Source organism: Klebsiella sp. 10982, from assembly GCF_048589245.1.
In the GTDB taxonomy this organism is placed as follows: domain Bacteria; phylum Pseudomonadota; class Gammaproteobacteria; order Enterobacterales; family Enterobacteriaceae; genus Klebsiella; species Klebsiella quasivariicola.
Genome location: NZ_JBMAXV010000006.1, coordinates 72,244 through 92,659, shown reverse-complemented (window position 1 = coordinate 92,659; position 20,416 = coordinate 72,244). Strand labels below are relative to the sequence as shown.

Genomic DNA, 20,416 nt, shown 5'->3' with positions numbered 1-20,416 from the left:
CACAAAAATTCCAATAACGACAGAGGCAGGGTATGACGAGGAAAGATGGACTGCTGGCGCTGCTGGTAGTGGTGGTGTGGGGGCTTAATTTCGTGGTGATTAAGCTGGGATTACACAACATGCCGCCGCTGATGCTGGCGGGGCTGCGCTTTATGCTGGTGGCCTTCCCGGCGCTGCTGTTTGTGTCCCGACCGGCCATCCCGCTGCGCCTGCTGCTGGGCTATGGCCTGACCATCAGCTTTGGTCAGTTTGCCTTCCTGTTCTGCGCTATCGGCCTGGGTATGCCTGCCGGGCTGGCTTCGCTGGTACTGCAGGCGCAAGCCTTCTTTACCATTATTCTCGGCGCCTTCGTCTTTGGCGAACGCCTGCAGGGCAAGCAGCTGGCGGGGATCGCGCTGGCAATCTTCGGCGTACTGGTACTGGTGGAGGGCAGCCTCGGCGGGGAGCATGTGCCGCTGGTGGGCTTTATGCTGACCCTGGCGGCGGCGCTCAGCTGGGCCTGCGGTAATATCTTCAACAAGAAAATCATGTCGCATGCCGCCCGGCCGCCGATTATGTCGCTGGTGGTGTGGAGCGCGTTGATCCCGGTGCTGCCGTTTATGCTGGCCTCATGGTTGATTGATGGCCCGCAGACCATGCTGGCGAGTCTGCAACACATCGATCTGCTGACGATACTGTCGCTGCTCTATCTGGCGTTTATCGCTACTATCGTCGGCTATGGTATCTGGGGTTCGCTGCTGGGGCGCTATGAAACCTGGCGGGTGGCGCCGCTGTCGCTGCTGGTGCCGGTGGTGGGAATGGCCAGCGCTGCGCTGCTGCTGGGGGAGACGCTGAGCGGACTGCAGCTCACCGGAGCGGTGCTGATTATGGCCGGGCTCTACATTAACGTCTTCGGCTTACGTCTGGTGCGGCCGGGTATGGCGCGCGGATAAAAAAAAGCCCCGGAGACGGGGCTATACACAATTATGTGTGTAATGGCATCACAGGTCGTGCTGCTGGTAGTACGGCACGCCAAGCTCGTCAGATTTATCATTGCCGGCCGCCATATGATTGAAATCAAATGGCGAGTCGTTATGTTCCGAAGGGATAATCATCGTATCACGCTGGTTTTGACGCACCGGCGTGGTGTTTTGCTCCGCATAGCTGAGGCTGGAGGCCAGCGACAAGAGTACGATAGCTGCGGCAGCGAATAGTTTCATGATTTCCTCAATACGTTTTTTATCGTGCAGGTGATTAACAACAGTGAGTTAGCGGATGTAGATAGCGGGACTCGCCAGGTACATTCGTTATGCGATATTTGTGGGGCGGAACATCGAAATAGTTCTTGAACGTTCGCGTCAGGGTCTGCTGCGACTCGAAACCGTAGCGTTCCGCCAGGTACAGGATTGGCTCATTGCTCTGCTTGAGCTTTTGCGCAATCTCCGTCAGCTTGCGGCTGCGGATGTACTGGCCGAGAGAATGGCCGGTCTCTTTCTTAAACATACGTTGCAGGTGCCACTTGGAGTAACCTGAGCGCTCAGACACTTTTTCCAGCGACAGGGGCGATTCCAGGTTATCCTCGATCCACGACAAAATACTATGGATAGTGATGGCGTCATTATTACGTCTGGACATCATCTTACCTCTTCTTATTTTTACGGCAGGACCTTCTTGAGCAGTTGCTCAAGCATGGCGACTTCGTCCGCCGACAGATTTTTTGTTAACTCCTGGTGTAACTTCTGACCCACAACCTGATGACACTGCTCGCAAAGGGCTGCGCCGTCTGGCGTCAACTGCACCAGCACGCCGCGTTTGTCAGCGGGGTTGGGTAACCGTTCAATCCAGCCTTTGCACGCCAGGCGGTCGAGCATACGCGTCATCGCGCCCGGGTCGACGGAAAGCACGGTTTTCAGCTCAACGGGGGTAATACATACTTCGCAACGAATGGAGCAGAGCACGCGAAACTGGGTCGCGGTAATATCCATAGGTGAGAGGTAGTCGTTGAGCAGGCGATCTTTTTTCTGGTTAACCATCTGGATCAAGCGACCCAGCGGGATCATTTCATTAAACAGGTCGCTGGTACTTTTCATGATGGTTGCCCAGGTAAGTAATTAGTTGCAGGTGATACTATTGCCCAGGCAATCATAAGTCAACATTATGAATTCGCCGATACCACGATTTGCTAAAAGAAAAAAATCTGACACGGGTCACTTTTTATGATTTTTCTAACGCTTGTTATTTTTTATCAGAAGTGGTTTATCACCCGGGCTGGTGTCGGATCCCTCGAAGCCGGTATACTCACGGAACGAAATCATCCTGAAAAAATGAATATTAACGGGACTTTAATTAACTATGTTCGATTTGTTTAAAGCGATAGGACTCGGCCTGGCGGTGCTTTTACCGCTGGCTAACCCACTCACAACCGTGGCGCTGTTCCTGGGCCTGGCGGGCAATATGAACAACGCCGAGCGGAACAAGCAGGCGTTGATGGCATCGGTGTATGTCTTCGCCATTCTGATGGTGTCGTGGTATGCCGGACAGGTGGTGATGAATACATTCGGCATATCAATACCTGGGCTGCGTATCGCCGGGGGATTGATTGTGGCCTTTATCGGTTTCCGTATGCTGTTTCCCCAGCAAAAAGCCCACGATTCGATGGAAGCGAAGATCAAATCGGAAGAACTGCAGGATGAGCCGACCGCCAATATCGCCTTTGTGCCGCTGGCGATGCCCAGTACCGCCGGTCCGGGCACCATAGCGATGATCATTAGCTCTGCCTCGACCGTTAAGCACGGCGTGGACTTCCCGGAGTGGGTGGTGCTGGCGGCGCCGCCGATCATCTTTTTGCTGCTAGGGGTGATTCTGTGGGCGTGTCTGCGCAGTTCCGGCGCGATTATGCGTCTGGTCGGCAAAGGGGGGATCGAAGCGATTTCCCGACTGATGGGCTTCCTGCTGGTCTGTATGGGCGTGCAGTTTATTATTAACGGCGTGCTGGAGATTATTTCGACCTGGCATCCCTGACCGCCCCGGATGGGATGAGAGACAAAAGCCTGCCGGTAGTAATGCCGGCAGGCTTTTTTGTGCGATGGATTCAGGAGTGGTGCGGCTGATGGTCTTCCAGCGATACCGGCCAGCGGCGGAAAATCATCAGCGACCAGACCAGCGCCACCAGTGCCGGAATGGCGCCGACATAGCCGACAGAGGCCATCGACAGATGCAGACTCACCTGGCTGCCGACCAGCGCTCCTGCGCCAATACCGATATTAAAGATGCCTGAGAACAGCGACATCGCCACGTCGGTGGCGTCCGGGGCGGAGGCCAGTACTTTCACCTGCATGCCAAGGCCGATAATCATGATCGCCACCCCCCAGAAGATGCTGAGCAGCATCAGGTGGTGCGGGTTATGCGAGGCCGGCAGCAGCAACAGCAGACAGGCCAGCAGCAGGCCGATAGCGATGCTAATCAGCCCGGAAGCGTGCTGGTTGCCGAGCTTACCGAACAGAATGCTGCCGATAATACCGGCCCCGCCGAGGATCAGCAGCAGCACGGTGGCAAAGTTGCCGCTCAGGCCTGCCACGGTCTGGACAAAGGGCTCGATATAGCTGTAGGCGGTATAATGGGCGGTCACCACCACCACGGTCAGAATATATACGCTGACCAGCGCCGGGCGGCGGAACAGCACCGGCAGGCTTTTCAGCGAGCCTGAATGTTCGCTCGGCAGGGTTGGCAGCAGCTTCACCAGGCAGGCCAGGGTGGCTAACGCGCCGAGGCCAATCGCCAGGAAGGTCATCCGCCAGCCAAAATACTGGCCGATGATGCGGCCAATCGGAATACCGAACACCATCGCCAGCGCGGTACCGGTGGCGATCAGGCTCAGCGCCTGCGCGCGTTTGCCTGGCGGCGCCATGCGTATGGCCAGCGCCGAGGTTATCGACCAGAACACCGCATGCGCAAAGGCGATGCCGATGCGGCTGATGACCAGCACGTCAAAATTCCAGGCAAAAAACGACAGGATGTGGCTGGCGATAAACAGAATAAAGAGGGCGATCAGCAGCCGCCGGCGCTCCACTTTACTGGTCAGCAGCATAAATGGCAGCGACATCAGCGCCACTACCCACGCATAAATGGTCAGCATCATGCCCACCTGCGCGGTTTCCATGCCGAAGCTGTCGGCAATATCCGACAACAGGCCAACCGGGGCAAATTCTGTGGTGTTAAAAATAAACGCGGCGATGGCCAACGTCACGACACGTAGCCACGCTACCTTGCGTGAGACCGTATTCGTAGTCATAAGCTCTGGACTGGTGATTCAGGGGAAGATGTGACGCTGATCTTAAAACGATTGCTGGCGAAAAGACAATCATTTTGTGATCTGCATCTCATTTTGTTGGCGGCGCCTGGCCGCGGTTAAGCAATTAATTTTGCTATGGATAGTGTCAGGGAGGCGCTTTTATGTCATGTTGAGGGAAAGTAAAAAAAGTAAGGACAGTGTATGCAGGAAATTCAATTTTATCTGGTCGATGCTTTCAGCGATAAAAACTTCGGTGGCAATGCCGCTGCCGTCTGCCCGCTCAGCGAGTGGTTAGCCGACGATGTGCTGCTGAAAATGGCCCAACAGCATAACCAGTCCGAAACGGCTTTCTTTGTCCGTACCGACGAGGGTTATGAGCTACGCTGGTTTACCACACTCGGCGAAATCAACCTCTGCGGCCATGCCACCCTGGCGACAGCGCACGTGATTTTCGAATATCTTGACCATCCTTCGGCGACCATTACCTTCAGTACTCGCTTTGTGGGCGATCTGCGGGTCACCCGCAGCGGCGACTGGCTGACGCTCGACTTCCCGGCCTGGTCGACCGCGCCGGTGGCCAATCCGCCAGCGGACCTGCTGGCCGGGCTGGGGCTTGAGTCCGCCGTTGAAGTACGGGAAGGGCGCGATTATCTGGTGGTGCTGGCGGATCGCCAGCAGGTTGAAGCCGTGCAGCCGGATATGGTGCGGCTGCAAACGCTTGGCAAAATGATCTGTGTTAGCGCGCCGGATGTGGAGTATGACTTTGTCAGCCGCTTCTTCTGCCCGGGTGAAGGAGTACCGGAAGATCCGGTGACCGGCTCCGCCCATAGCATGCTGATCCCCTGGTGGGGCGAAAAGCTGGGGAAAACCACCATGATGGCGCGCCAGGGTTCCACCCGCGGCGGCGACCTGCGCTGCCAGTGGCAGGGCGACCGGGTGCTGATCGGCGGCCAGGCGACCACCTATCTGCGCGGGACGGTTTACCTGCGAGGGTAACAATGTGTTTACGCCCGGTGGCATCCTCTACCGGGCGGATTGGACTTAATGTTGTTCAGCAGCATTAAGGACGGGTGATTTTTCACCCTTGTCATTGATAGGTTCAATTTTACCCATCAGGAACAGGTAGTTGATTATCCCGATAACGACAAGAATGGCCGAGAAAATCAGTGCCCAGTTGAATGAGCCTGTCGCAGCAACGATCGCACCCGTAATGATAGGGCCGACTGCGCCTCCCATATTCGAAACCGTATTTTGCAGCCCAGCGACAATTGAGACGCTGTTTTTGGGGGCAACATCACCCGGTAAGGCCCAAACCTGCGACGCAGCAACCGTGGTTCCTGATTTGGCGACACAAAGAAGAAAAACAGTCATGAAAACCGAGTCGGTAAATGGTGCAAAACCGATGCAAAGTGCCATGAGTAAGCCGATGGTCAAAAACAGTTTACGGGTCGCTGTTAGAGACAGTATTTTCTTATGTACCAGGCGATCTGAGGCCCAGCCAGCAAAAACTTCAATCACCATCCCACATAATAAAGGCAGAGCGGCTACCATCCCCATTTTAATAAAATCCATACCTTTCTCTTTTACCAGGTAAGTGGGAAGCCAGGTAATGAAAAAATAGGACGTATAATTGATGGTGAAAAAGCCGATGCACATTGCCCAAATGTTACGATAACGCAAGAGCTTATACCATTTCATTGGCAATACGGTTTTGTCGCCGTGATGTTGTTTTTGGCCATCGCGAATAATGCGCACTTCCGAAGGACTGATGCGTTTATGTTCTTCAGGGTTTTCAGCATAGATAAAATACCATGCGATAACCCATAAAATGCCCACACTACCGATGATCAGAAAGGTCAGTCGCCAGTCAAAGGTGTAGATCATCCAGACGATAAGCGGCATGGCAACGGCACCGCCAAATTTAGACGCGCTGTCGAACAGGCCGGATACCGTCGCGCGCTCTTTGTCCGGAAACCAGCGTGCGGCGATCCCTGCATTGCTGGGGTAGGCGGCGGCCTCGCCAACACCTAAAGCCAGACGCAAGGCGAGAAGTGATTTAAACCCCGTGGCAACCCCCATCATCGAGGTGGCGATTGACCACCAGGCAACGGCTAAACCAAGACCTTTTTTCTGTCCAAAACGATCGGCGAACCACCCCGCGGGGATCTGTAATAACGAATATGACCAAAAAAAAGCAGCCATGATAAACCCCATCATTTCGGGGTCGAGCTTCAGTTCATCAATTAAATGAGGGGCGGCGGCAGATAATACTGTCCGGTCGATATAGTTAATGGCAATAGCCAACCACATTAATCCGGCTATCCACCAGCGAATACGAGTAGTGTTAGCTGTCGTGTTCATATATTCGGCTCTGAGTAGATGTTCGTTATATTGGTGGGAATGACATGCTTCCCACCTCGTTATTTACAGCGAATTCATAATGTTTTCAGGTCGTTCACCGCGACAGACGCAGGTAATAATATTGTTGACGCAGCGTGCGCTAATATTGCTAATGGCGCCATCCGTATATCCAGCAATATGCGAGGTTGGCGCAAAATTGGCCAGGGTAAACAAAGGATGCGTAGCGCACGGCTCCTCGAGAAAAACGTCAGCTGCGGCTCCGGCGAGGTGTCCTGATTTCAGTGCCTCATACAAAGCGTGTTCATCAACGATACCGCCTCTGGAAACATTAATGAGGAACGCCCCTGATTTCATCTGCTGTAGCCGGGCGGCATTAAACATATTTTCAGTTTCCGGGGTTAACGGCGTATGCAGACTAATAAAATCACTTTGCGCCGTCAGGGTATCCAGTGAAACATATTCAACCTGATGCTCCTGAGCAAATTCTCTGTCCGGCCAGGCGTCGGTGGCCAGCACTCGCATATTGAATCCGCGCGCACGTCGCGCCACTTCCTTGCCGATATGGCCTAAACCGACGATCCCCAGCGTTTTGCCATAAACATCAGTGGCAAAAATACGAGGCCAGTTGCCTGCTTTCGTTTCACTTATTGCCTGAGAAATCTGGCGGGCAGTATTGAGAATTAAACCAAAAGCAAAATCGGCCACCGCATGCTTATTGGCATCCGGAACGTTAGTGACAAAAATATTGCGCTGACGTGTCGCGTTAAGATCGATGTTATCCACACCAACGCCGTGTTTGCAGACAATTTTAAGCCTGGGCGCTTTTTCCAGCAGAGATTCATTGATGTCGGTAAAGGCGACAATCATCGCTATGGCATCAGGCAGATGCTGAGCCAGCATTTCTGTCGAGGCATCGGCAGGCAACATGACCAGTTCCAGATCGGCCTCTTTCAGCGCTGAAATAGGCGCGTCGTCGTATTTGGCGAATGAGGGCGAGGTGCAAATTACTTTCATAACCGTTTCCTGTTTACTGGCGACGCGTAGCGTCGCAAATACAAGGTCTTGCCCCAGCCAGTGAAGGCCGGGGCGGATACGTAAATTAGTGAAGGTAGGTGTTAATGATATTTTTAATCTGCTGCAGCTGTTGGTCACTGAACTGCACCGCGTAGCGGCTGTCGCCCACCTCATGACCCATCAGCTGCAGGGCTTTTTTCACCGCCGCGGGCGAGAACGCCACCTTATACAGATCGGTGCGCAGGCCCGTCACTCGCTCCTGGGCCTGGCGCGATCCGGCGATATCCCCGGCGTGAAAGTGCGACCAGATGGCGTTGATTTCAGCGGGCGCGACGTTGGCAAGCCCCGAGATGCAGGCTGAACAGCCGTCGACAAATCCCTGATGAATAAGCGAGTCCGGTCCGTTCAGAACGTCGAAGCCGTCGATATCGCGCACCGCGTCGAGAAAGCCTTTCAGGCTCTCATAGCTGCCGGCGCTGTCCTTGATGCCGACGATATTCTCGTGCCGGGCCAGCTGGCGCGCGGTCTCCGGGGCAATGGTGTTCCCGGTGCGCGCGGGAATGTTGTAAAGAAAGAGCGGGACGCTCAGCGCGTCGGCGATCGCCGTATAGTGGTTAATCAGCTCTTCCTGCTTCAAGGGCACGAACCACGGGGTGATGGCCGATACCGCGTCAACGCCGAGGCGGGCGATCTGCTGGCCCAGTCGACGAGTTTCCCGGGTGGATATTTCCCCGATATGGGCCACCACCGGGACGCGACCGGCCGCTTCTTCCACGCAGGTTCTGGCGACGGCGATCTTCTCTTCCTCATTGAGGACAAAAAATTCGCCGTTGGTACCGCCGCAGAAAATACCGTTGCCCGCGGCGATCTGGCGCTGTACCTGCTGGCGTAGCGCAGGCAGGTTAAGCGCGCCCTCGGCGGTAAAGGGGGTGACGATGGCGGTCAGTACGCCGCTAATAGCTTTCCTCATTTTACTTTCTCCTGTTAGGCATGTTCTGGAAACAACGTCTGGTAGATAGCCGCTATCTCTTCACGGCTGACGCTGCAGGGGGCATTGTTCATCAGGCGTTTGACGTTTTGCGCCGCCGCGCTGAGGGCGGGAATGCTCTCCTGCGGCACGCCGAGCGCGGCCAGGTTGTCGGGCAGCGGCAGTCGTTTCACCAGCGCCGCCAGCCACGCGACCAGCGCATGGGATTTCTCTTCCTCGCTGAGCGTGCGATCCGCGTCGGGGATCAGATCCCAGACCTGAGCAAATTTCGCCACCGCGTGGGGGCGGACCACCCGCATACAGGGCGCCAGCAGGATGGCGTTGGCCACGCCGTGCGGCAGATGCCAGGTGCCGCCGAGCGGATAGGAGAGCGCATGCACCAGGTGGGTGCCCGCATGGTTAATCGCTGCGCCGCCGTACCACGAGGCCCAGAGCATCTCCAGTTTTGCCGTTAGATCCTGCGGCTGATTCACCGAGCGCTCGATATGGCGCACCAGCTTGTGCAAACCGATTAACGCCGCGTTGTCGCTCACCGGATTGGCGACGGTGGAGGTAAAGCACTCCAGCAGATGGCACAGGGCATCAATGCCGGTCGACGCCGCGATGCTGGCCGGCATGCTGGTGGTCAGTTCCGGCAGCAGGGCGACATAGTCCGGCAGCAGCACCGGGGAGATGATCCCCACTTTGGTCTGCTGCTCGGGGATTGCCAGAATGGCGTTCGGCGTCGCTTCAGAGCCGGTCCCGGCGGTGGCCGGGATTAACAATGAGCCGAGCCGTCGTTGCGGCTGCTCACCGGCCAGCAGGGCCGTCAGAGCGGGCGCCTCAGGGTGCAGAAGTACTGACAGCAGTTTTGCCACATCCAGCACGCTCCCCCCGCCGATGCCAACGACCATCTGTGGCTGGCTGGCGCCCAGCTGGCTGACGATCTGCGCCACATCATGATGGCTTGGCTCCGCCGGCACCGTGTCAATGACCTCGACCTGGCGTCCCTCAGCCGTCAGCAGGCGATGGATCGCCTGGGTTGCTTCCAGCGCCCCGACGTTCTTGTCGGTCACCAGCAGGATAGAGGTTTTACCGGCCAGCAGCGGGCGCAGAGCCGATGAGGCGCCCGCCCCGCTGATAATCGTACTGTGTATCGTCGCCACACGTTTCTCCTTGGTAGCAATTGATTACTTTCAATCATTCATGAGTCACAGGACTCGTCTGGTGGGGAAAAGTTATAATTTATGCGGCAGGTTAATAACATGAGCTTGCTCACATTTAATCAAATATGATTGAATATAATCAATTCAGGATTTCATCGACCACAAGGCAGGACAATGAACGACGACGGCAATAACAACGTGCTGGTGCTGGCGGATGACTTTACCGGGGCTAATGATGCCGGGGTCAGCCTGGCAGAAGCAGGGATGGCGGTGGAAGTGGCATTTACCGCCGGGCAGGCGTCCTCCGTGCGGGCATTAATTCTTAACAGCGACAGCCGGGCGATGAGCGCCGCCGCGGCGGCGGACAAGGTTACCGCTCTGCTGCGCGGTGCGGCGACATTCACTGCGTACTGGCAGGTTAAGAAGATCGACTCCACGCTGCGCGGAAATCCCGGCGCCGAACTGGAGGCGATGATGACGGTGCAGAATTGTCGGGTGGCGGTGGTGGCGCCGGCGTATCCGGCAGCCGGGCGGCATACCCGGGACGGGCGCTGTTATGTCCGCGGGGTAGCCCTCGATCAGACTGAATTTGCCAGCGATCCGAAAACGCCGGTGAGCCGGTCTGATATTGCCGGCATTCTCGCCATGCAGAGCCGGCTGCCGTGCCGCTCGCTGAGCGCCGCGCAGCTTCCGGCGGCGTTAGCGGCTGCTGACGAGGAGAGGCGGGTACTGATTGTCGATGCCTGGGAAGACGGCCACCTGGATCAGGTGATCGACGCCGTCGCGCCCCATGCGCGCAAGACGTTGCTGGTCGGCTCGGCGGGCCTCTGCGAGGCGCTGGCCCGCCGCCTGCGACGTAGTGAGCAGGGGCCGCTGCTGGCGGTGGTCGGTTCAATGAGTGAGATGGCGCAGCGACAGGTTGCGGCCCTGCAGGCCCACCCCCGGGTGAGGCAGATTGAGATTGACGTGGCGCGGGTCTTTAGCGGCTCGTCTGAGGATGAGGCCCGGCGGATCGCCGGGGTGCTGCGCGAAGGCCGGCACTGCGTGGTGACTACCCGCCCGGACAGCGCTGCCCGGCAGGGGATAGAAGCCCGGTGCCGTGAACAGGGCCTGAGCCGTGCCGCATACGGCGAGCGCATTTGTGGCTGGCTTGCCGCGCTTACGGCGCAGGCGGTGGCGCAGTGCCCTCCTGGCGCCCTGTATCTCTCCGGCGGCGATGTGGCCATCGCCGTGGCTCAGGCGCTCGGCGCCAGCGGGTTCCAGATCCGTGGCCGGGTGGCGGAGTGCGTTCCTTACGGGCATTTTCTCGGTGGCCGCTGGTCGCGGCCGGTGATGACCAAAGCCGGAGGATTCGGCACCGACACCACGCTGTTACATGTTGTGAATTTTATTGAGGAGAAACTGAGTGTCTAAAACGATTGCAGTCACAATGGGCGACCCGGCAGGTATTGGTCCGGAGATTATTATTAAATCCCTCGCCGAGGGGGCGCTGAGCGGCGCACCGGTGGTGGTGGTGGGCTGTGCCCAGACGCTGCGGCGGATCCTGGCGCTGAATATCACGCCGCGGGTGGAGCTACGCATCATTGACCATCCCGCCGAAGCAGTATTTTCCCCGGCGACGATTAACGTTATCGATGAACCGCTCAGCGACCCGCAGGAGCTGCGTCCCGGCGAAGTCCAGGCCCAGGCGGGCGATCTCGCGTTTCGCTGCATCAAACGCGCGACCGCCCTCGCGCTGGAGGGCGCCGTCGCCGCCATCGCCACCGCGCCGCTGAATAAAGAGGCGCTTCATCTGGCGGGGCATGCTTTCCCCGGCCATACCGAACTGCTGGCCCACCTGACGCAGACCACCGATTACGCCATGGTGCTGTATACCGAGAAGCTTAAAGTTATCCATATCACCACCCATATTTCCCTGCGCAAGTTCCTCGATACCCTCAACCAGCCGCGGATTGAGACGGTGATTGGCGTGGCAGATCGGTTTTTGCGCCGCGTCGGCTATCAGCGTCCACGCATTGCGGTCGCCGGGGTCAACCCGCATGCCGGGGAGAATGGCTTGTTTGGCGATGAAGAGATCCGCATCGTCGCCCCGGCGGTCGCCGCCATGCAGGCGCAGGGGATAGCGGTCACCGGACCCTGTCCACCGGACACGGTGTTTATGCAGTGTCATGAAGGGATGTACGACATGGTAGTGGCGATGTACCACGATCAGGGGCATATCCCGCTGAAGCTGCTCGGGTTCTATGACGGGGTGAATATCACCGCCGGGCTGCCGTTCATCCGCACCTCAGCGGATCATGGCACCGCGTTTGATATTGCCTGGACAGGTAAAGCGAAGTCTGAGAGCATGGCAACCTCCATTGAGCTCGCCATGCAAATCGCGCAGGAATAACATGAAGGGATATAACCGGTTAGAGCAGATTATGGACTTCCTGAAAAGCCATAATCTGGTGACAGTCGACCAGCTGGTGGCGGCGACCAACGCCTCACCGGCCACTATTCGCCGCGACCTGATCAAACTCGATCAGGAAGGGGTGATCAGTCGCACGCATGGCGGGGTGACGCTGAATCGGTTTATTCCTTCCCAGCCGACGACGCTGGAGAAAGCCCAGCGCAGCCCGCTGGAGAAGCAGGCGATCGCCAGCGCGGCGGCCGCGCTGGTGAAAGCCGGCGACGCTATCGTGCTCGACGCCGGCACCACCATGATTGAGCTGGCGCGGCAGATCACCCATCTGCCGCTGCGGGTGATCACCAGCGATTTACATATCGCGCTGTTCTTATCGGAATTTAAGCAGATTGAAGTGACGATTATCGGCGGGCGCATCGACGACAGCAGCCAGTCGTGCATCGGCGATCACGGCCGCCGTCTGCTGCAGACTATCTGGCCGGATCTTGCCTTCGTCAGCTGCAACGGCTGGGACCTTGAGAAAGGCATCACCGCCCCGACCGAAGAGAAGGCCGCCCTGAAACGGGATCTGATGGCCAATGCCCGGCGGCGGATTCTGCTGGCGGACAGCTCGAAATACGGCGCCTGGTCACTGTTCAACATTGCTCCGCTGGCGTCGTTGACCGATATCGTCACCGACGCCCACCTGCCGGAAGAGACCCGCGAAGCGCTGCTGACCCTCTCCCCGCAGCTGATCATTGCCGACTGACCCGGACGTCGTCAGGGCAGACGAGCGATATTGGCTTTGATCACCGCTATCGACTGGCTGAACTTCGCCTGCTCTTCGGCGGCCAGCCGCAGTTCAATAATCTGCTGCACGCCGCCCTGGGCCAGCACCGCCGGCACCCCAGCCGCTGCGCCGCTGACCCCGTACTCGCCGTCAAGAATGCAGGAGACCGCCAGCGCGCGGTGGCTGCCGGTGAAGATATTGCGGCAGATCTCGGCGATGGTGCCTGCCACGCCATATTCGGTGCAGCCTTTACCCGCGTAGATCTCAAACCCCAGCTTACGCACTTTTTCGGCCATGGCCTCGCGATCGAGCGGGTGGCCGGTGCGCTGCTGATAGAGGTCGGCGATCGGCGAGCCGTACACCGAGGAGTGCGACCACACCGGAAACTGGGTATCGCCATGCTCGCCGAGGATAAAGGCGTCGATGCTCTGGGCGCCAATCTCCAGCTCCTGCGCCAACAGGCGACGCAGGCGGGTGGTGTCCAGCCAGACGCCGGTGCCCAGCACCTGGCTGCGCGGCAGGCCGGAGAGCTGCCATACCTGCCAGGTGATGATATCGCAGGGGTTGGTGGCCACCAGGAAGATGCCGTTAAATCCGTTCGCCATCATCGCCGGCACAATGCTCTTCACAATCTTCGCGGTGGCGGTCAGCTCATCCAGCCGGCTCTGACCGGGGCGCAGCGCGCCGCCGGAGACGGTGATCACCGCGATATCGACATCGGCGCAGTCGCTGGCCTCGCGGGTGGAGATGGTCATCATCCCCGGCAGGTAAGCGGCGGCATCGCTCAGGTCCTGAGCGTGGGCTTCAGCGCGCTGCTGGTTAAGGTCGACGAGGATCAGCTCCTCGCAAATACTCTGATTGAGCAGGGCATAGGCCGCCGATGCGCCGACGTTGCCAGCGCCAATAATCATCACTTTACGGGCTTTAGTGTGCATGTTGTGGTCTCAGAAACGAACGACAGGCAATAAAGTTACTGTGTTTCAGTGAGTTAGTGCAAGAGGAGGGCGACAATATAAGTTAATGCTATGCCGGTAAGCGCCGCCGGCCGCGCTACAGTGGCGTAAAAAAAGGAGCTCACCTATGTATACCATCACCGACATCGCCGCCACCGACGCTGAATTTACCGCCCTGATTGCCGCTCTTGACGCCTGGCAGGAGACACTTTATCCGGCGGAGAGCAACCATCTGCTGGACCTCGGCCAGCTGCCGCCGCAGACGGTGATCGCCCTGGCGATCCGCAGCCCGCTGGGCGAGGCCGTTGGCTGCGGGGCTATCGTCCTCAGTGAGGAAGGTTTTGGCGAAATGAAACGGGTCTATATCGATCCGCAGCACCGCGGACAACAGCTGGGGGAAAAACTGCTGGCGGCGCTGGAGGCGAAAGCGCGTCAGCGCGATTGCCATACCCTGCGCCTGGAGACCGGCATCCATCAGCATGCGGCGATTGCCCTTTATACGCGCAACGGCTACCAGACACGCTGCGCGTTTGCGCCGTATCTGCCGGATCCGCTCAGCGTGTTTATGGAGAAACCGCTGTTTGTCGATCTTCGTTCAGCAGCGCTATAAAGGCCTCCAGCTGGCGGGTTTTGGCGCCCCGGCGCCACACCAGCCAGGTGGTTAGCCAGCGCCACTCTTCGGCCAGCGGCCAGGCGGAAACCTGCTGATGGCCTGGCATGCTCTCCAGCATACTGCGCGGGATCAGCGCCAGGCCGGCGCCGGCGATCACGCAGGCCAGCATCCCATGGTAAGACTCCATCTCGTGGATCCGGCCCGGGGTCGCTCTGTCAGCATGAAACCAGCTCTCAAAATGCCGGCGGTAGGAGCAGTTGGCGCGAAAGGCGTAAACGTTGGCCCCGTTCACTTCGCTGGCGCGGGCGATGGGCGCGTGGCCGTAAGGCGCAACGATCATCATCTCTTCAGGGAACACCGGCAGCCCCTCCAGACCCGGATGCACCAGCGGGCCGTCAACGAACGCGGCGCTCAGCGCCCCCTCCAGCACGCCGTCGATCATCGTCCCGGACGGGCCGGTGGAGAGCGCCAGATGAATTTTCGGGTAGCGTTGATTAAAGTGGGCCAGGGTGGTGGGGATCCGCACCGCCGCGGTGCTCTCCAGCGAACCCAGGGAAAACAGTCCCTGAGGTTCGTCGCCCGCCACCACCATCCGCGCCTCGTCCACCAGGGCGAGGATCTGCTGGCTGTAGCGCAAGAAGCTGTGGCCCGCGGGCGACAGGCGCAGGCGCTGGTTCTCGCGGATAAACAGCTCAACGCCGAGGTCGGCCTCCAGCTGGCGGATGCGGGTGGTGAGGTTGGACGGCACGCGATGCACTTTCTGCGCCGCCTGGGTAATGCTGCCGGTGCTGGCGACCGCGTTAAACATCTCTAGCTGAGTCAGGTCCATAGTATTCTTCTTTTGTGAATGCGTTGCTTAATATTATTCATTTTCAATGAATGGAAAGGTAAGCCAGAATACGGTCACTTCGCAAGCAACGAGAGAGAGAATAACGATGAATTTATCTGCAACGCACGCCGTCTCCGTCAATCCGACTACCGGTGAGGTGGTCTCCTCGCTGCCGTGGGCCAGCGAAAGTGAGGTTGATGCGGCGATCGCGCTCGCCGCGGCAGGCTATCGCCAGTGGCGTCAGACGCCGCTCGCCGATCGCGCCGACGCCCTGCGCCGCATCGGGGACGCGCTGCGCGCCCGCGGTGAAGAGGTGGCCCAGATGATCACCCTTGAGATGGGCAAACCGATCGCTCAGGCGCGCGGCGAGGTGGCGAAATCCGCCAACCTCTGCGACTGGTACGCTGAACACGGCCCGGCGATGCTGGCGACCGAAGCCACCCTGGTGGAAAATAATCAGGCGGTGATTGAGTATCGTCCGCTGGGCGCTATTCTGGCGGTCATGCCGTGGAACTTCCCGGTCTGGCAGGTGCTGCGCGGCGCGGTACCGATCCTGCTGGCCGGCAACAGCTACCTGCTGAAGCACGCCCCGAATGTGATGGGCAGCGCCCAACTGCTGGGCGAGATTTTTGCCGCCGCCGGCCTGCCGGATGGCGTGTTCGGTTGGGTGAACGCCACCAATGACGGCGTCTCGCAGATCATCAACGATGACCGCATCGCGGCGGTGACCGTCACCGGCAGCGTCCGTGCCGGCAAGGCGATTGGCGCGCAGGCGGGCGCGGCGCTGAAGAAATGCGTCCTCGAGCTGGGGGGATCCGATCCCTTTATCGTGCTCAACGATGCTGACCTGGATGAGGCGGTGAAGGCTGCCGTCACCGGTCGCTATCAGAACAGCGGCCAGGTGTGCGCCGCCTCGAAACGCTTTATTCTCGAAGCCGGCATTGCCGACGCGTTCACCCGCAAATTCGTCGATGCCGTCGCGGCGCTGAAGATGGGCGACCCGCGCGATGAGCAAAACTACGTCGGGCCGATGGCGCGGTTTGATCTACGCGATGAACTGCACCAGCAGGTGACGGCGACCCTCGATGAAGGGGCGACTTTGCTGCTGGGTGCGGAAAAAATCGAAGGGGCAGGCAACTACTATGCGCCAACGGTGCTGGGCAACGTTACCGCCGGAATGACCGGCTTTCGCCAGGAGCTGTTTGGCCCGGTAGCGACCCTGACCACCGCTCGCGACGCTGACCACGCGCTGGCTCTCGCCAACGACAGCGAGTTTGGCCTGTCGGCCACGGTCTATACCACCGATGAGGCGCAGGCCCAGCGCTTTGCCCGCGAGCTGGAGTGCGGTGGCGTCTTCCTTAACGGCTACTGCGCCAGCGATGCCCGCGTGGCCTTCGGCGGCGTGAAGAAGAGCGGGTTCGGTCGCGAGCTGTCGCATTTCGGCCTGCACGAGTTCTGTAATGCGCAGACCGTCTGGAAAGACCGTCGCTAATACATCGTTCGCCCCCTGACGACCGTCGTTCTCGTCTGCTATACTCGCCCACCAAATTTCGATGGTGGGCAAGGAGCCGCGTGTGGCGACGGTGATCAACAATGCAATGCTGGAAGCCATTCTGGCAGAAATCAGGCCGCTGATTGGCCGCGGAAAAGTGGCGGATTATATTCCGGCGCTGGCCAGCGTCAGCGGCGACAAGCTTGGTATCGCGATCAGTACGGTCGACGGCCAGCACTTTGCCGCTGGCGATGCCCATGAACGTTTTTCCATCCAGTCTATCTCCAAGGTATTGAGCCTGGTGGTGGCCATGAACCACTATCAGGAAGAGGAGATCTGGCAGCGGGTGGGGAAAGATCCCTCCGGCCAGCCCTTCAACTCGCTTCTGCAGCTGGAGATCGAGCAGGGCAAACCGCGCAACCCGTTTATTAACGCCGGGGCGCTGGTGGTCTGCGACATGCTGCAGAGCCGGCTCAGCGCCCCGCGCCAGCGGATGCTGGAGATTGTCCGCCGTCTGAGCGGTGTGGCCGATATCGCCTACGATCCGGTGGTGGCCCGCTCTGAGTTTGAGCATTCGGCGCGCAACGCCGCCATCGCCTGGCTGATGAAATCCTTCGGTAATTTCCATAACGATGTCGCCACCGTGCTGCAGAACTATTTCCACTACTGCTCGCTGGAGATGAGCTGCGTTGAACTGGCGCGCACCTTTCTGTTTCTTGCCGACCGCGGTATCGCCCCGCATCTCGATGCGCCGGTTATCGCGCCCATTCAGTCCCGCCAGGTGAATGCCCTGATGATGACCAGCGGCATGTACCAGAACGCCGGCGAATTCGCCTGGCGCGTTGGCCTGCCGGCGAAATCAGGCGTTGGCGGCGGGATTGTGGCGATTGTGCCGCAGGAGATGGCGATCGCCGTGTGGAGCCCGGAACTTGACGACGCCGGGAACTCGCTGGCCGGCGTGGCGCTGCTGGAAAAACTGACTCAGCGGATGGGGAGGTCGGTGTTCTGATGGACAATCAGGATCGGTTGTTTGCCCGCCTGGCGCGCTCGACGTTTCGTTCACGTTTTCGGCTGGGGGTAAAAGAGCGGCAATACTGTCTCGATAAGGGGCCGGCGATCATCGACCAGCACGCGGCGGATTTTATTCGCCAGCGGCTGGCGCCCGCGGAACCGGTGAACGACGGTAAGCAGACGCCGATGCGCGGCCATCCGGTATTTATCGCCCAGCATGCGACCGCCACCTGCTGTCGCGGCTGTCTGGAAAAATGGCACGCCATTCCCCACGGCCGGGCGCTGAGCGAACAGGAACAACACTATATTGTGCAGGTGATCCATCACTGGCTGGTGCTGCAGATGAACGGCCCGTCGGTGCGGTAATGTGCATTTGATCGGCGCCGGAGTATGCCTGATAAATATTCTCATGTTATGATAATCCGCTAACTAATTATTAACATAATAACTACCTGAAACAATTAGACGGATAATTACTGAATGTCTTCACTGTCGATTCGGTCATTTACGCTGTTTCGTGAAGAACAACCCGTGCGCGATGCACTGGTCTTATTTACGTTAACACTACTGCTGCATTTTCTGGGCGCGATGCTGCGTCTGGTGCAGGAGCTTTCGTTCTTCTGGCCGCTCAATGCAGTAATGGCTGGGATTTTTGCGCGCTACGTATGGCTTAACCGCAGCTATTTTTATGCCGTCTGTTTTGCAGCCATGCTGGTTTATGACGGATTAACCTCGCGCTGGGGGATGGGCTTTGCCTCATTGCTAATTAACTTCTCCAATATTGTTTTTATTGTGACGCTGGCGCAGCTGGTGCTGTGGGACAAACGACGCGCCGATTCCATGCCCGGCCCGATCAATGCGCTGAATTTATTCTGTTTCTGCCTGTTCGCCGCGTTGCTGTGTGCGGCCGTTGGCGCACTGGGTTCGGTGGACGTTGAGCGCGCGACCTTCATTCCCCAGCTGGCGGACTGGTTTAGCGAACAGTTCTCGACGGCGGTGCTGATCGTGCCGTTTATTCTGACCCTGACGTTGCCTTCTGCATTAAGCGGCTTTCGCTTTCGCCAGCTGCTGCCGGTACTGGCGCTGGTCCTGTCGATTGCGCTTGGCGTAGCGGTGGGGGGCGCGGGCAGCATTACCTTCCCGTTACCGGCCCTGATCTGGTGCGCTGTTCGCTATCCGCTGCCGCTGACCTGCCTGCTGACTTTTCTCACCGGCATCGGCGAAATACTGCTGGTGGCTAACTCGTTAATCCACCTTTCGCCGGATGCGCGAATGCAGCCGTGGCAGCTGTTCTCCACCCGGCTGGGGATCGCGGCCATGCTGATTAGCCCGGTGATTGTCGCCTCCAGCGTCGAGGCGATTAACATGCTGGTGAAACAGTTGGCCCTGCGCGCCGATTTTGATTTCCAGACCCGCGTCTATTCCCGTTCCGGGCTGAGCGAAGCGCTGAAGCGTCAGGCGCTGCCGGCGGATAAACTGCTGACGGTGATGGTGCTGGATATCGATGGCTTTAAGCGGGTGAATGACGCTCTGGGTCATGAGGGCGGCGACTGCGTGCTGACCCAGTTTGCCCAGCAGGTGCGACAGCTGGTGGGCGAGCAGGGGATGGTGGCCCGCATTGGTGGCGAAGAGTTCGCGGTGGCGGCGGTCGTCGACAGTACCCAGCAGGGCTATTTACTGGCGGAGAAGATCCGTCACGGAGTGGAGTCGCAGACTTTCGGGCTGGGCCAAAACCCTATTCACTTGACCATCAGTATGGGACTGGAGACGCGCGAGGTAGGACAGGCCCGCATCACCGAGCTGTTTAATCAGCTACTGCTGGCGGCGGACGATGAGATGGTGAAAGCCAAACAGACCGGCCGCAACCGTATCTGTATGCCAACGCTGACCGAAAGCGCGCCATAAGAAAATCCTATACCCATTCTGCTTGTGTTAATTATTGGTTAAAAACATAGTGATGTGGTCGATAACAGGGAGCTTTTATGACCACATCCTTTTCACTGCGCACGCTATCGCGTGACGATATTCTTCATCACCTCCCAGCACTAAGCGATATCCTGGCAAGCTGCGTCAACGGCGGCGCTTCGGTGAGCTTTATGCTGCCTTTCGCGCCGCAAACGGCTAAAACGTTCTGGCAACGCACTGCCGACAGCGTGGCCGCCGGGGAGCGCATCGTGCTGGCCGCCGTTGACGCGGATGAACGTCCCGTCGGCACCGTGCAACTTATCACCAGTCAACCGGAAAACCAGCCCCATCGAGCGGATGTCGCCAAACTTTTGGTTCACCAAAATGTCCGCCGACAGGGGATCGCTCAGGCATTGATGACTGAGCTTGAGCGGCTTGCCCGACAGGAAGGAAAGACGGTGCTGGTACTGGACACGGCGACCGGCAGCGGGGCGGAACAGTTCTACGTTCGCTGCGGCTGGGAAAAAGCAGGAGAAATCCCGCGCTATGCGCTGATGCCTGACGGCGAGATGACCGCCACCTCCCTGTTCTATAAGTTTTTGCCCTGACGGGCGCTATTGCAGAATGCTTTGATCAAAACAGGGTTTCAATGGTAGAAA

General features: G+C 58.6%; 22 protein-coding genes and 1 pseudogene. 13 read left to right on the top strand and 10 right to left on the bottom strand.

The annotated features are described in order from the left end of the window. Positions 1 to 32 precede the first annotated feature (32 nt). The gene (gene eamA, locus ACKLKD_RS07380) at positions 33 to 932 is read left to right on the top strand and encodes an O-acetylserine/cysteine exporter (protein ID WP_008804965.1); all 900 of its coding nucleotides are present in this window, start codon (positions 33 to 35) and stop codon (positions 930 to 932) included. Between the two features lie 48 nt (positions 933 to 980). On the opposite strand, the gene marB is transcribed toward eamA, so the two are convergent. From marB to marR, 3 genes are read right to left on the bottom strand one after another with little or no spacing between them, the layout of a single operon-like run. Continuing rightward, on the bottom strand, positions 981 to 1,199 hold the full coding sequence (gene marB, locus ACKLKD_RS07375; protein ID WP_002904394.1) for a multiple antibiotic resistance protein MarB: 219 nt from the start codon (positions 1,197 to 1,199) through the stop codon (positions 981 to 983). 34 nt (positions 1,200 to 1,233) lie between these two features. Beyond that, complete coding sequence (gene marA, locus ACKLKD_RS07370) at positions 1,234 to 1,614, bottom strand: MDR efflux pump AcrAB transcriptional activator MarA (protein ID WP_025712219.1); 381 nt, start codon at positions 1,612 to 1,614, stop codon at positions 1,234 to 1,236. A 20-nt stretch (positions 1,615 to 1,634) separates the two neighbouring features. Beyond that, positions 1,635 to 2,069, bottom strand: a complete 435-nt coding sequence (marR, locus tag ACKLKD_RS07365) for a multiple antibiotic resistance transcriptional regulator MarR (RefSeq protein WP_004143563.1) — start codon at positions 2,067 to 2,069, stop codon at positions 1,635 to 1,637. Between the two features lie 89 nt (positions 2,070 to 2,158). Here marR and ACKLKD_RS07360 point away from each other — a divergent pair. Both ACKLKD_RS07360 and ACKLKD_RS07355 read left to right on the top strand, forming a co-directional pair. After that, positions 2,159 to 2,285: pseudogene (locus ACKLKD_RS07360) on the top strand (hypothetical protein); the annotation flags it as partial. Positions 2,286 to 2,331: 46 nt separating this feature from the next. Beyond that, positions 2,332 to 3,000, top strand: coding sequence for a MarC family NAAT transporter (locus tag ACKLKD_RS07355; RefSeq protein ID WP_002904403.1), 669 nt, complete (start codon positions 2,332 to 2,334; stop codon positions 2,998 to 3,000). Positions 3,001 to 3,070: 70 nt separating this feature from the next. Here the strand turns inward: ACKLKD_RS07355 and ACKLKD_RS07350 are convergent, their stop codons facing one another. Further along, positions 3,071 to 4,270 carry a sugar transporter gene (locus ACKLKD_RS07350; RefSeq protein WP_042929292.1) on the bottom strand — a complete coding sequence of 400 codons (1,200 nt, stop codon included), beginning with the start codon at positions 4,268 to 4,270 and terminating at the stop codon, positions 3,071 to 3,073. Between the two features lie 201 nt (positions 4,271 to 4,471). Between ACKLKD_RS07350 and ACKLKD_RS07345 the strand changes: the two genes are divergently transcribed. Continuing rightward, on the top strand, positions 4,472 to 5,266 hold the full coding sequence (locus ACKLKD_RS07345; protein ID WP_087805617.1) for a PhzF family phenazine biosynthesis protein: 795 nt from the start codon (positions 4,472 to 4,474) through the stop codon (positions 5,264 to 5,266). 45 nt (positions 5,267 to 5,311) lie between these two features. On the opposite strand, the gene ACKLKD_RS07340 is transcribed toward ACKLKD_RS07345, so the two are convergent. From ACKLKD_RS07340 to ACKLKD_RS07325, 4 genes are all read right to left on the bottom strand, one after another. Next, a complete protein-coding gene (locus ACKLKD_RS07340) occupies positions 5,312 to 6,631 on the bottom strand; it encodes an MFS transporter (RefSeq protein WP_087805619.1) in 1,320 nt (439 codons plus the stop codon). Between the two features lie 63 nt (positions 6,632 to 6,694). After that, positions 6,695 to 7,645, bottom strand: a complete 951-nt coding sequence (locus ACKLKD_RS07335; RefSeq protein WP_080897383.1) for a phosphoglycerate dehydrogenase — start codon at positions 7,643 to 7,645, stop codon at positions 6,695 to 6,697. 85 nt (positions 7,646 to 7,730) lie between these two features. Then, positions 7,731 to 8,615, bottom strand: a complete 885-nt coding sequence (locus ACKLKD_RS07330; RefSeq protein ID WP_025713193.1) for a dihydrodipicolinate synthase family protein — start codon at positions 8,613 to 8,615, stop codon at positions 7,731 to 7,733. A gap of 14 nt (positions 8,616 to 8,629) precedes the next feature. Then, on the bottom strand, positions 8,630 to 9,778 hold the full coding sequence (locus ACKLKD_RS07325; RefSeq protein WP_080897382.1) for an iron-containing alcohol dehydrogenase: 1,149 nt from the start codon (positions 9,776 to 9,778) through the stop codon (positions 8,630 to 8,632). Between the two features lie 174 nt (positions 9,779 to 9,952). On the opposite strand from ACKLKD_RS07325, the gene dtnK reads away from it, so the two are divergent. Genes dtnK through ACKLKD_RS07310 form a run of 3 tightly spaced genes read left to right on the top strand, consistent with a single transcriptional unit; the run spans position 9,953 to position 12,933 of the window. Beyond that, positions 9,953 to 11,191 carry a D-threonate kinase gene (dtnK, locus tag ACKLKD_RS07320; RefSeq protein ID WP_080897381.1) on the top strand — a complete coding sequence of 413 codons (1,239 nt, stop codon included), beginning with the start codon at positions 9,953 to 9,955 and terminating at the stop codon, positions 11,189 to 11,191. Beyond that, positions 11,184 to 12,170 carry a D-threonate 4-phosphate dehydrogenase gene (locus ACKLKD_RS07315; protein WP_025713190.1) on the top strand — a complete coding sequence of 329 codons (987 nt, stop codon included), beginning with the start codon at positions 11,184 to 11,186 and terminating at the stop codon, positions 12,168 to 12,170. Before dtnK ends, ACKLKD_RS07315 begins: the two co-directional genes overlap by 8 nt. Position 12,171: 1 nt before the next feature. Next, a complete protein-coding gene (locus ACKLKD_RS07310) occupies positions 12,172 to 12,933 on the top strand; it encodes a DeoR/GlpR family DNA-binding transcription regulator (RefSeq protein ID WP_025713189.1) in 762 nt (253 codons plus the stop codon). 11 nt (positions 12,934 to 12,944) lie between these two features. On the opposite strand, the gene ACKLKD_RS07305 is transcribed toward ACKLKD_RS07310, so the two are convergent. Further along, positions 12,945 to 13,889, bottom strand: coding sequence for an L-lactate dehydrogenase (locus tag ACKLKD_RS07305; RefSeq protein WP_025713188.1), 945 nt, complete (start codon positions 13,887 to 13,889; stop codon positions 12,945 to 12,947). A gap of 145 nt (positions 13,890 to 14,034) precedes the next feature. On the opposite strand from ACKLKD_RS07305, the gene ACKLKD_RS07300 reads away from it, so the two are divergent. Then, positions 14,035 to 14,517 carry a GNAT family N-acetyltransferase gene (locus ACKLKD_RS07300; RefSeq protein ID WP_025713187.1) on the top strand — a complete coding sequence of 161 codons (483 nt, stop codon included), beginning with the start codon at positions 14,035 to 14,037 and terminating at the stop codon, positions 14,515 to 14,517. Here the strand turns inward: ACKLKD_RS07300 and ptrR are convergent. Then, a complete protein-coding gene (gene ptrR, locus ACKLKD_RS07295; protein WP_023289635.1) occupies positions 14,471 to 15,349 on the bottom strand; it encodes a putrescine utilization regulator PtrR in 879 nt (292 codons plus the stop codon). The genes ACKLKD_RS07300 and ptrR overlap by 47 nt on opposite strands. 106 nt (positions 15,350 to 15,455) lie before the next feature. Between ptrR and sad the strand changes: the two genes are divergently transcribed. The 5 genes from sad to ACKLKD_RS07270 all read left to right on the top strand — a co-directional run bounded on the left by sad (position 15,456) and on the right by ACKLKD_RS07270 (position 20,365). After that, a complete protein-coding gene (gene sad / locus ACKLKD_RS07290) occupies positions 15,456 to 16,841 on the top strand; it encodes a succinate-semialdehyde dehydrogenase (RefSeq protein ID WP_087805621.1) in 1,386 nt (461 codons plus the stop codon). 82 nt (positions 16,842 to 16,923) lie between these two features. Next, a complete protein-coding gene (glsB, locus tag ACKLKD_RS07285) occupies positions 16,924 to 17,850 on the top strand; it encodes a glutaminase B (RefSeq protein ID WP_080897378.1) in 927 nt (308 codons plus the stop codon). Then, on the top strand, positions 17,850 to 18,218 hold the full coding sequence (locus ACKLKD_RS07280; RefSeq protein ID WP_025713183.1) for a DUF4186 domain-containing protein: 369 nt from the start codon (positions 17,850 to 17,852) through the stop codon (positions 18,216 to 18,218). The genes glsB and ACKLKD_RS07280 overlap by 1 nt, the downstream gene beginning before the upstream one ends. A gap of 114 nt (positions 18,219 to 18,332) precedes the next feature. Then, complete coding sequence (locus tag ACKLKD_RS07275) at positions 18,333 to 19,757, top strand: GGDEF domain-containing protein (protein WP_025713182.1); 1,425 nt, start codon at positions 18,333 to 18,335, stop codon at positions 19,755 to 19,757. Between the two features lie 77 nt (positions 19,758 to 19,834). Next, positions 19,835 to 20,365 (top strand): GNAT family N-acetyltransferase, encoded by a 531-nt coding sequence (locus ACKLKD_RS07270; protein ID WP_025713181.1) that lies wholly within the window; start codon positions 19,835 to 19,837, stop codon positions 20,363 to 20,365. The last annotated feature ends 51 nt before the right edge of the window (positions 20,366 to 20,416 follow it).

What these genes read in the sequence shown, in the direction of transcription:
- ACKLKD_RS07275 (WP_025713182.1), top strand. Translation starts at nt 18,333, where the DNA reads ATGTCTTCACTGTCGATTCGGTCATTTACGCTGTTTCGTGAAGAACAA.
- ACKLKD_RS07330 (WP_025713193.1), bottom strand. Translation starts at nt 8,615, where the DNA reads ATGAGGAAAGCTATTAGCGGCGTACTGACCGCCATCGTCACCCCCTTT.
- marR (WP_004143563.1), bottom strand. Translation starts at nt 2,069, where the DNA reads ATGAAAAGTACCAGCGACCTGTTTAATGAAATGATCCCGCTGGGTCGC.
- sad (WP_087805621.1), top strand. Translation starts at nt 15,456, where the DNA reads ATGAATTTATCTGCAACGCACGCCGTCTCCGTCAATCCGACTACCGGT.
- ACKLKD_RS07355 (WP_002904403.1), top strand. Translation starts at nt 2,332, where the DNA reads ATGTTCGATTTGTTTAAAGCGATAGGACTCGGCCTGGCGGTGCTTTTA.
- ACKLKD_RS07335 (WP_080897383.1), bottom strand. Translation starts at nt 7,645, where the DNA reads ATGAAAGTAATTTGCACCTCGCCCTCATTCGCCAAATACGACGACGCG.
- eamA (WP_008804965.1), top strand. Translation starts at nt 33, where the DNA reads ATGACGAGGAAAGATGGACTGCTGGCGCTGCTGGTAGTGGTGGTGTGG.
- ACKLKD_RS07280 (WP_025713183.1), top strand. Translation starts at nt 17,850, where the DNA reads ATGGACAATCAGGATCGGTTGTTTGCCCGCCTGGCGCGCTCGACGTTT.
- marB (WP_002904394.1), bottom strand. Translation starts at nt 1,199, where the DNA reads ATGAAACTATTCGCTGCCGCAGCTATCGTACTCTTGTCGCTGGCCTCC.
- ACKLKD_RS07300 (WP_025713187.1), top strand. Translation starts at nt 14,035, where the DNA reads ATGTATACCATCACCGACATCGCCGCCACCGACGCTGAATTTACCGCC.
- ACKLKD_RS07350 (WP_042929292.1), bottom strand. Translation starts at nt 4,270, where the DNA reads ATGACTACGAATACGGTCTCACGCAAGGTAGCGTGGCTACGTGTCGTG.
- ACKLKD_RS07310 (WP_025713189.1), top strand. Translation starts at nt 12,172, where the DNA reads ATGAAGGGATATAACCGGTTAGAGCAGATTATGGACTTCCTGAAAAGC.
- ptrR (WP_023289635.1), bottom strand. Translation starts at nt 15,349, where the DNA reads ATGGACCTGACTCAGCTAGAGATGTTTAACGCGGTCGCCAGCACCGGC.
- ACKLKD_RS07270 (WP_025713181.1), top strand. Translation starts at nt 19,835, where the DNA reads ATGACCACATCCTTTTCACTGCGCACGCTATCGCGTGACGATATTCTT.
- ACKLKD_RS07345 (WP_087805617.1), top strand. Translation starts at nt 4,472, where the DNA reads ATGCAGGAAATTCAATTTTATCTGGTCGATGCTTTCAGCGATAAAAAC.
- ACKLKD_RS07340 (WP_087805619.1), bottom strand. Translation starts at nt 6,631, where the DNA reads ATGAACACGACAGCTAACACTACTCGTATTCGCTGGTGGATAGCCGGA.
- dtnK (WP_080897381.1), top strand. Translation starts at nt 9,953, where the DNA reads ATGAACGACGACGGCAATAACAACGTGCTGGTGCTGGCGGATGACTTT.
- ACKLKD_RS07305 (WP_025713188.1), bottom strand. Translation starts at nt 13,889, where the DNA reads ATGCACACTAAAGCCCGTAAAGTGATGATTATTGGCGCTGGCAACGTC.
- marA (WP_025712219.1), bottom strand. Translation starts at nt 1,614, where the DNA reads ATGTCCAGACGTAATAATGACGCCATCACTATCCATAGTATTTTGTCG.